This window comes from Burkholderia sp. BCC1996 (genome assembly GCF_905339955.1).
In the GTDB taxonomy this organism is placed as follows: Bacteria; Pseudomonadota; Gammaproteobacteria; order Burkholderiales; family Burkholderiaceae; genus Burkholderia.
In genome coordinates, this window is record NZ_CAJPHM010000060.1 from 1 (window position 1) to 7633 (window position 7633).

3 protein-coding genes and 1 pseudogene are annotated in these 7633 nt (G+C 66.8%); 1 reads left to right on the forward strand and 3 read right to left on the reverse strand.

Annotation, left to right across the window (positions count from 1 at the left end):
* From U4Z64_RS37005 to U4Z64_RS37015, 3 genes are all read right to left on the reverse strand, one after another.
* Positions 1-2300 (reverse strand): beta strand repeat-containing protein (locus tag U4Z64_RS37005; RefSeq protein ID WP_321822654.1); only part of this gene is annotated, 2300 nt, incomplete at its 3' end.
* Between the two features lie 93 nt (positions 2301-2393).
* A complete protein-coding gene (locus U4Z64_RS37010; protein ID WP_321822655.1) occupies positions 2394-3818 on the reverse strand; it encodes an HlyD family type I secretion periplasmic adaptor subunit in 1425 nt (474 codons plus the stop codon).
* Positions 3802-5994 (reverse strand): type I secretion system permease/ATPase, encoded by a 2193-nt coding sequence (locus U4Z64_RS37015; RefSeq protein ID WP_321822656.1) that lies wholly within the window; start codon positions 5992-5994, stop codon positions 3802-3804. The genes U4Z64_RS37010 and U4Z64_RS37015 overlap by 17 nt, the downstream gene beginning before the upstream one ends.
* Before the next feature lie 561 nt (positions 5995-6555).
* On the opposite strand from U4Z64_RS37015, the pseudogene U4Z64_RS37020 reads away from it, so the two are divergent.
* Positions 6556-7464: pseudogene (locus U4Z64_RS37020) on the forward strand (potassium channel family protein); the annotation flags it as partial.
* Positions 7465-7633: the final 169 nt, after the last annotated feature.

Here is a 7633-nt window from a genome sequence, read left to right on the forward strand (position 1 = left end):
GACAGGTTCAGCGTGCCGACATTGGTGACGTGATCGGACGCATTGCTGCCGGAATCCGTGGTGAGGGCAACGCCCGGTGCAGCCGCCGAGGTGTCGAGCGTGAAGCTGAACGACGTCGTCGACGACGTGTTGCCGGCGATATCGGTCTGCCGGACCTGGACGTTGTTCGTGCCTTCGATGGCGTTGAAGCTGGTGCTCCAGTGCGCGCCGTTGTCGACGCTGTACTGCACCGTGGCGCCGGATTCGACACCGGTCAGGTTCAACGTGCCGACATTGGTGACGTGGTCGGACGCGCTGCTGCCGGAATCGGTGGTGAGCGCCACCCCGGGCGCGGCAGCCGACGTGTCGAGCGTGAAATTGAACGACGTCGCCGACGAGGTGTTGCCCGCGACGTCGATCTGGCGGACCTGCACGTTGTTCGTGCCTTCCAGTGCACCGAAGCTGGTGTTCCAGTGCGCGCCGTTGTCGATGCTGTATTGCACGGTGGCGCCGGTTTCGACGCCGGTCAGGTTCAGCGTGCCGACATTAGTGACGTGATCGACAGCGCTGCTGCCCGAATCGACCGCCAACGCCACACCGGGCGCGGCAGCCGACGTATCGAGCGTGAAGCTGAACGACGTCGCCGATGACGTATTGCCGGCGACGTCAACCTGCCGGACCTGCACGTTGTTTACGCCTTCGAGCGCACCGAAGCTGGTGCTCCAGTGCGCGCCGTTATCGACGCTGTACTGCACGGTGGCGCCATTCTCGATGCCGGACAGGTTCAACGTGCCGACATTAGTGACGTGATCAACAGCGCTGCTGCCCGAATCGACCGCCAGCGCCACACCGGGCGCGGCAGCCGACGTATCGAGCGTGAAGCTGAACGACGTCGCCGCCGACGTATTGCCGGCGACGTCGATCTGCCGGACCTGGACGTTGTTCGTGCCTTCGACCGCGCTGAAGCTGGTGTTCCAGTGCGCACCGCCGTCGACGCTGTACTGCACGGTGGCGCCGGTTTCGACGCCGGTCAGGTTCAACTTACCGACATTGGTGACGTGATCAACAGCGCTGCTGCCCGAATCGACCGCCAGCGCCACACCGGGCGCAGCCGCCGCCGTATCGAGCGTGAAGCTGAACGATGTCGCCGCCGACGTGTTGCCTGCGACGTCAACCTGCCGGACCTGCACGTTGTTCAACCCTTCGACGGCACTGAAGCTGGTGTTCCAATGCGCACCGTTATCGACGCTGTACTGCACGGTGGCGCCGGTTTCGATGCCGGTCAGGTTCAACGTACCGACATTGGTGACGTGATCAACAGCACTGCTGCCCGAATCGACCGCCAGCGCCACACCGGGCGCGGCAGCCGACGTATCAAGCGTGAAACTGAACGACGTCGCCGCTGACGCATTGCCCGCGACGTCAACCTGCCGCACCTGCACATTGTTCACACCCTCGACCGCCCCGAAGCTGGTACTCCAATGCGCACCATTATCGACGCTGTACTGCACGGTCGCGCCACTCTGAACCCCGGTCACATTCAGCGTACCGACATTCGTGACGTGATCAACAGCACTACTGCCCGAATCGATCGCCAGCGCCACACCAGGCGCCACAGCCGCAGCCGTATCGAGCGTGAAACAGCACGACGCCGCCGCCGACGCATTGCCGGCGATGTCGACCTGCCGGACCAGCACGGTATTCGTTCCCTCGACCGCGCTGAAGCCGGTGCTCCAGTGGGCGCCGTTGTCGGTGCTGTACTGAACGGTCGCGCCGTGTGCGATCCCGCCGAGCGAAAGCGTGCAGTCCGACGTGATGTGGTCGGTGGCCGAACTGCCCGTGTCGTGCGCCAGCGCGACGACAGGGGCGGGCGGTGCAATATCGACATAGGCGGTCGCCCAGCTCAGCGTGCCGTTGCCCAACCGGATGGCGTACGTGAAGCTGTCCTGCGCGTAGCCGAGCGTATTGAAGCTGTTCGACAGCCATGACGCATCGAGATGGCTCGCATCGTATCCGACCTTGCCGTCCGACGTGACCCAGATGTGCGCGCCGTGCGCGCTGTAATCCATGCTCACGGCTTCGGCTCTCGCCGTGTCCTGCGTCAGCAGCGCGGTCTGCTCGAGCGCGACGGTCGCTTCGGTGCCGGAGTCGAGCGAGTAGAGCGTCTTGGCCGCGCCGCCGAGATCGTTCGCCATCACGTTCAGGTAGACGGTGGTGAGTGCATTGTCGGTGAGCCCTGTCTGCGCCGACATGAACACATCGTCTTGTGCCTGCGGCGTATTGCTGATGGACACCGCGGTGCCGTTCGAAGTCGTCGCCATGTCGTGCTCCCCGTCCTGTCTGATGTGTATTGATGCAGGCATTTCGCCGCCCCATGCGGCACTCGCCTGCGGATCTGCAAATCGGTCTTCGTATCAGCGCTCGCGCAACGCCATTTCCTTGGTCTTGATGACGGGCTTGAGCAGGTAATGCAATACGGTCCGGCGGCCGGTCCGGATGTCGACCGTCGCGATCATGCCCGGCACGATCGCGACCGGCTGGCTGCGGCCGCTCGGCTTGTTCTGCCGCGTGCGCACCAGCACGCGGTAGTAGCTGTCGGGTTTCTCGCCGGGGCGGTCGGGCACGATCGTGTCGGCGCTGATGTCCTCGACGACGGCCGGAAAGCCGCCGTAGATGGAAAAGTCGTACGCGGAGAGCTTGACCGTCGCGTCCTGCCCCGGATGCAGGAACGCGATGTCCGCGGGCCGCACGCGTGCTTCGATCAGCAGCGTGTCGTCCAGCGGCACGATCTCCAGCAGGTCCATCCCCGGCTGGATCACGCCGCCGACGGTGTTGATCTTGATCTGCTTGACCATGCCCTTCAGCGGCGCCCGCACCAGCGTGCGCGTGACGCGATCCTCGAGCGCCACATTGGCCGCGCTCAGCGCGGACTGTTCGGCGCGCGCCTGGTTCAGCTCCTTCATCGCGTCGGCACGGAAGTGCGCGGTCGTTTCGTCGATCTTCTGGCGCGCTTCGCGATAGGCGGCTTCCAGCCGCGGCATCGCCAGCCGCGTCGCGTCGAGGTCGCCTTTCATGTCATTGGCCTGCCGTTCGAGCCGCAGGACTTCGACATCGGATACCGCGCCTTTCTGCACGAGCGGGCTCGTCAGCGCCAGCTCCTTCGCGACGAGGCCATAGCTATGCTGCAGCTGCGCCTGGCGCGAACGTTTCTCCGCGAGCTCCTGGCGATGCTGTTCGGCCTGTTGCCTGAGCACGTCCAGATTGGCCTGCAATTCGCGCTGGCGCGATGCGAACAGCGAGCGCTCTTCGTCCAGCAGGCCGGGGCTCGTCTGCGCCAGCCGATCGGGTGCGACGAACGCGGCGCCGTTCGCCTCGGCGGTGAGGCGCGCGATCCGGGCAAGCAGCGCGGCATCCTTCGCCTGTCCTTCCTTGTACGACGACGTGAAGCGCGTATCGTCGATGCGCATCAGCGGCTGGCCTTTCTGCACGACCTGTCCCACGCGCACCATGATCTCGGAGACGATGCCGCCCTCGAGGTTCTGCACCACCTGCACCCGGCTGGACGGGATCACCTTGCCTTCGCCGACGGTCACTTCGTCCACTTCGGCGAACGCGGACCAGGCGAGGGCGACGACGAAGAAGGCGAGCGTCGCCCAGAGTATCCAGTGGCTGAAATAGCGCGGCCCTTCCATTGCCGCAGCGCAGCGTTCGCGCATGAACGCCGTATCGTCGGCGCGCGGCCTGAGGGCCGCGCCGATCCGTGCGGCCAGCGCCTTGAGCGCCGCGGCGCGGTTCATCGTCGGCGTATCCGCGCCGTCGGGTTTAGCCAGCAGCGACATGGAGCGTCCTCCCTGCAAGCGCGGCCAGGACCTGGTCCTTCGGGCCGTCGGCGACGACGCGGCCCTGATCCATCACGATCAGGCGGTCGACGAGCGTGAGCAGCGATGGGCGATGCGTGACGAGCAGCAGCGTGCGGCCCTCGAGGCGGGCCGCGAGCCGCGCCTTGAACAGTTCCTCGGACCGGTTGTCCATCGCGCTGCTGGGCTCGTCGAGCAACAGCACCTGCGGCGACAGCAACATCGCGCGGGCGATCGCGACCGCTTGACGCTGTCCGCCGGACAACGCTTCGCCGCGCTCGCCGACGGCGAGATCGAAGCCGTTCGGCAAGCGGTTGACGAAGTCGGCGACCCCGGCGACCTGCGCGGCGCGCAGCACGGCGTCGTCGTCCACGCCGGGCGCGCCCAGCACGATGTTGTCCCGCACGGTGCCGTTGAACAGCATCACGTCCTGCGGCACGTGGCCGATCCCGCGCCGCAGCGCGGCGGGATCGTACTGGCGCAGCTCGACGCCGTCGATCAGTACGTTGCCGGAAGCGGGCGGATAGAGCCCCAGGATGAGTTTTTCGATCGTGGTCTTGCCCGAGCCGACGCGTCCGATGATGCCGACGCGCTCGCCCGCGGCGATGCGGAACGACACGCCGTCGAGCGACGTGCCGCTCTGGCCCGGGTACGCGAAGCCGACGTTCCGGAATTCGATCTCGCCGCGCAGCGCCGGCCGGTGCACGAAGCGCTGGTCGGCCGGGCGCTCGCCGGGCAGGTTCATCACGCCGCTGATCGACGCCAGCGCGCTGCGGGACTGGTGGTAGCGGGTCAGCAGCGACGCCACCTGGCCCATCGGCGCCAGCGCGCGGCCCGTCAGTGTCGTGCAGGCGATCAGGCCGCCGGTCGTGAGGCGGTCGTCGCCAATCATATAGACGCCGCACAGGACTACGGCGAGATAGGCCACCTGTTGGGAGAACATCGCGAAATTGACCGCGCATCCCGACAGCAGGCGCGACTTGAGCCCGAGCCGCGCGATCTCGCCCAGCAACTGCTCCCAGCGGGCCTGCATCGGCCCTTCCGCGCCGTTGACCTTGATCGTTTCGAGGCCGACCAGCGTTTCGATCAGCAGCGCCTGCCGTTGGCTCGCGTGGCGCTGGCTGGCCTGCACGGCCCGCGCGAGCGGCCCCTGCACGGCAACGCCCGCGCCGATCACGAGCGGCAGCGCCATCAGCGGCAGCCAGCCGAGCCCGCCGCCGACCCAGAACATCGCCGCGATGAACACCACCGAAAACGGCAGGTCGATCAGCGCCGCCGCGGTGGCCGACGTGAGGAAATCGCGCACCGCTTCGAATTCCTGGATCTGCGACGCGAATCCACCGACCGACGGCGGGCGCGCGGCCATCCGGATGCCGAGCACTTTTTCGAACAGGTTGGCGGACAGGATCACGTCGATCTTCTTGCCGGCCATGTCGATGAAATAGCCGCGCAACGTGCGCATCACCACGTCGAACACGATCACGAGCACGATGCCCGCCGCCAGCGCCCACAACGTCTCGAGCGCGTGGTTCGGCACGACCCGGTCGTAAACGTTCATCGTGAACAGCGGCATGGCCAGCGCAAACAGGTTGACCAGCATCGACGCGAGCATCACTTCCGCGTAGATCGGCCACGACTGCGCGACCACGCCCCAGAACCAGTTGCGCGGGCGCGGCACGGCGCTTTCCGCGTCGCGCGCGTCGAACCGGTGGGCGGGGCGCGCGAACAGGACGAGGCCGGCATGGCGTTGCGCGAGCTCGGCCGGGGCGAGCGCTGCCTCGCCGCAGCCGGTTTCGGGAAGGATCACCTGCACGGTGCCGGACGCGTTTCTGCGAACCAGCACGCATGCCTGCCCGTCGTTCAGCAGCAGCACGACGGGCAAGACCGCGTCCGGGATGTCGTCGAGCGCGCGCCGGGCCAGTTTGGCAGAAAGGCCCGCGCGCGCCGCTGCCCGGATGAACAGCGCCGGCGTCAGGCGCTGGCCGGCCAGCGGCAGGCCGGCCACGAGCGCGTCGGCGCCCACGGGCCGGTCGAACAGCCGCGTCAACACGAGCAGGCAGCCCAGCAGCGGATCGTCCTCGATGCCCGATCCGTGGGGCAGCTCCCATGCACGCGCGCCTGCCGCGCCCGCCGCGGCTTCCGTCGTTGCGGCGTGCATTACAGTACGCCGCAACGCAGGTGACGGTCGGACTGGTGCGGCAGTCCCCCCGGCGCGGATATCCCCGCCGTCAAGCGCTTTGTCTTGCTCATGCGCTACCCCGATGTTGTTCGTTCGATGTCCGTCGCTTGGTGCGACTGCTTGTCGACTACTGCCTTACGTCGGAGCAACAGCAAGTAGCGGGCCAGATGGGATGGTGGGCGCGCGCAGCACGGCGGTGCGTGCTTGCGCGAGCCGGCCGGCCGGCGCGAATGGCGATTTGGTTTCGGATCTGATACGAATGAATGCGCGTGGCGTTGCGGACGTGCGCGGCGCGATGCGCGGCGGCGCTCACGCTCTCGTGCGCGGATCAAGATGGCAGGGCAGCAGGGCGGTGGCGAACCGTCGCCGTGGCGCAAGCGGGGCGCTGGGCCCGGCCTCGAGAAATGTTTCAGCGCTGAAACGTCCGGGGTGTCGCGACGTATCGCCGATGCAACGTGGTAAGGCCGGGGGCCGGCAGGCTTGCCGCAGGCGCGCCCGCCCATCGTAGCATCGACCCCTTATCCATCAGGAGATTGCCCGTTGGCTTCGCCATCCGCCCAGCGCCGGTCGTTGCGCTCTCGCCTGCGGCGCGCCCGCAATCCGTGGCAGGCGCCGCGCGCGCGCACGCTGTTCACGCGCCCCGCGACGTCGCCGCATCGCACGCTGCTGTTCCGCCTCGCCCTCGTCGTGTTCCTGTGCGCGCTCGCGTTCCTCGTGCTGTATCTCGATCGCGACGGCCTGCGCGATTCGACGAAGAGCACGCCGATGGGCATCGCCGATCTCGTCTATTTCACGATGGTCACGGTCGCGACGGTCGGCTACGGCGACATCGTGCCGGTCACCGCGCGGGCGCGGCTGATCGATGCATTCTTCATCGTGCCGATCTGCATCGGCATCTGGTTCATCTTCCTTGGCACGGCGTATCAGTTCGTGATCCAGCGCGTTGTCGAGGAATTCCGCATGAAACGCCTGCAAAAGCAACTGACCGATCACATCGTCGTATGCGGCTACGGCCTGTCCGGCTCGATCGCCGTGCGCGAGCTGCTCGACAGCGGCGTCGATCCGGCGACGGTGATCGTGATCGACGCGCAGCAGCAGGCGCTCAAGGCCGCGACGTCGCTCGGCGTGACCGGGCTGCTCGGCGACCCCGCGCACGAGGATCTGCTGCAGCAGGCGCAAGTGCGCTCGGCGAAGGCCGTCATCATCTCGGTGACCGACGACCCGACCGCTATCCTGCTGACGCTGTCGGTGCGCAGCATCGCGCCCGAGACGAAGATCGTCGTGCGGATCCAGGAGAACCTGTATCAGCGGCAATTGCGCCAGGCGGACGTGATCGTGTCGTCGACGAAGATCGGCGCGCTGCTGCTCGCCGATGCGGTGCACAGCCGCTACATCGTGCCGTTCGTCAACGACATGCTGTCGACCCGCGGCCGCGCGCCACGGCTTGAGCTTGCCGTCCGCCACGTCCTGAATGACCTTGAATCGGTCCAGCTCGCGCATCGTCATCGTGATCCGCTCGAACGCGGTCTTCGTATGAATACATGAACTACCTCCAAGGTAGTCCAAGATTTTGTCCGCACCCCGAAAGCGGACATTTCAATCTAGCCACTACAATCAA

Bases quoted from the DNA above. Each gene is read 5' to 3' on its own strand.
- U4Z64_RS37010 (WP_321822655.1), bottom strand. From the start codon at position 3,818: ATGTCGCTGCTGGCTAAACCCGACGGCGCGGATACGCCGACGATGAAC.
- U4Z64_RS37015 (WP_321822656.1), bottom strand. From the start codon at position 5,994: ATGCACGCCGCAACGACGGAAGCCGCGGCGGGCGCGGCAGGCGCGCGT.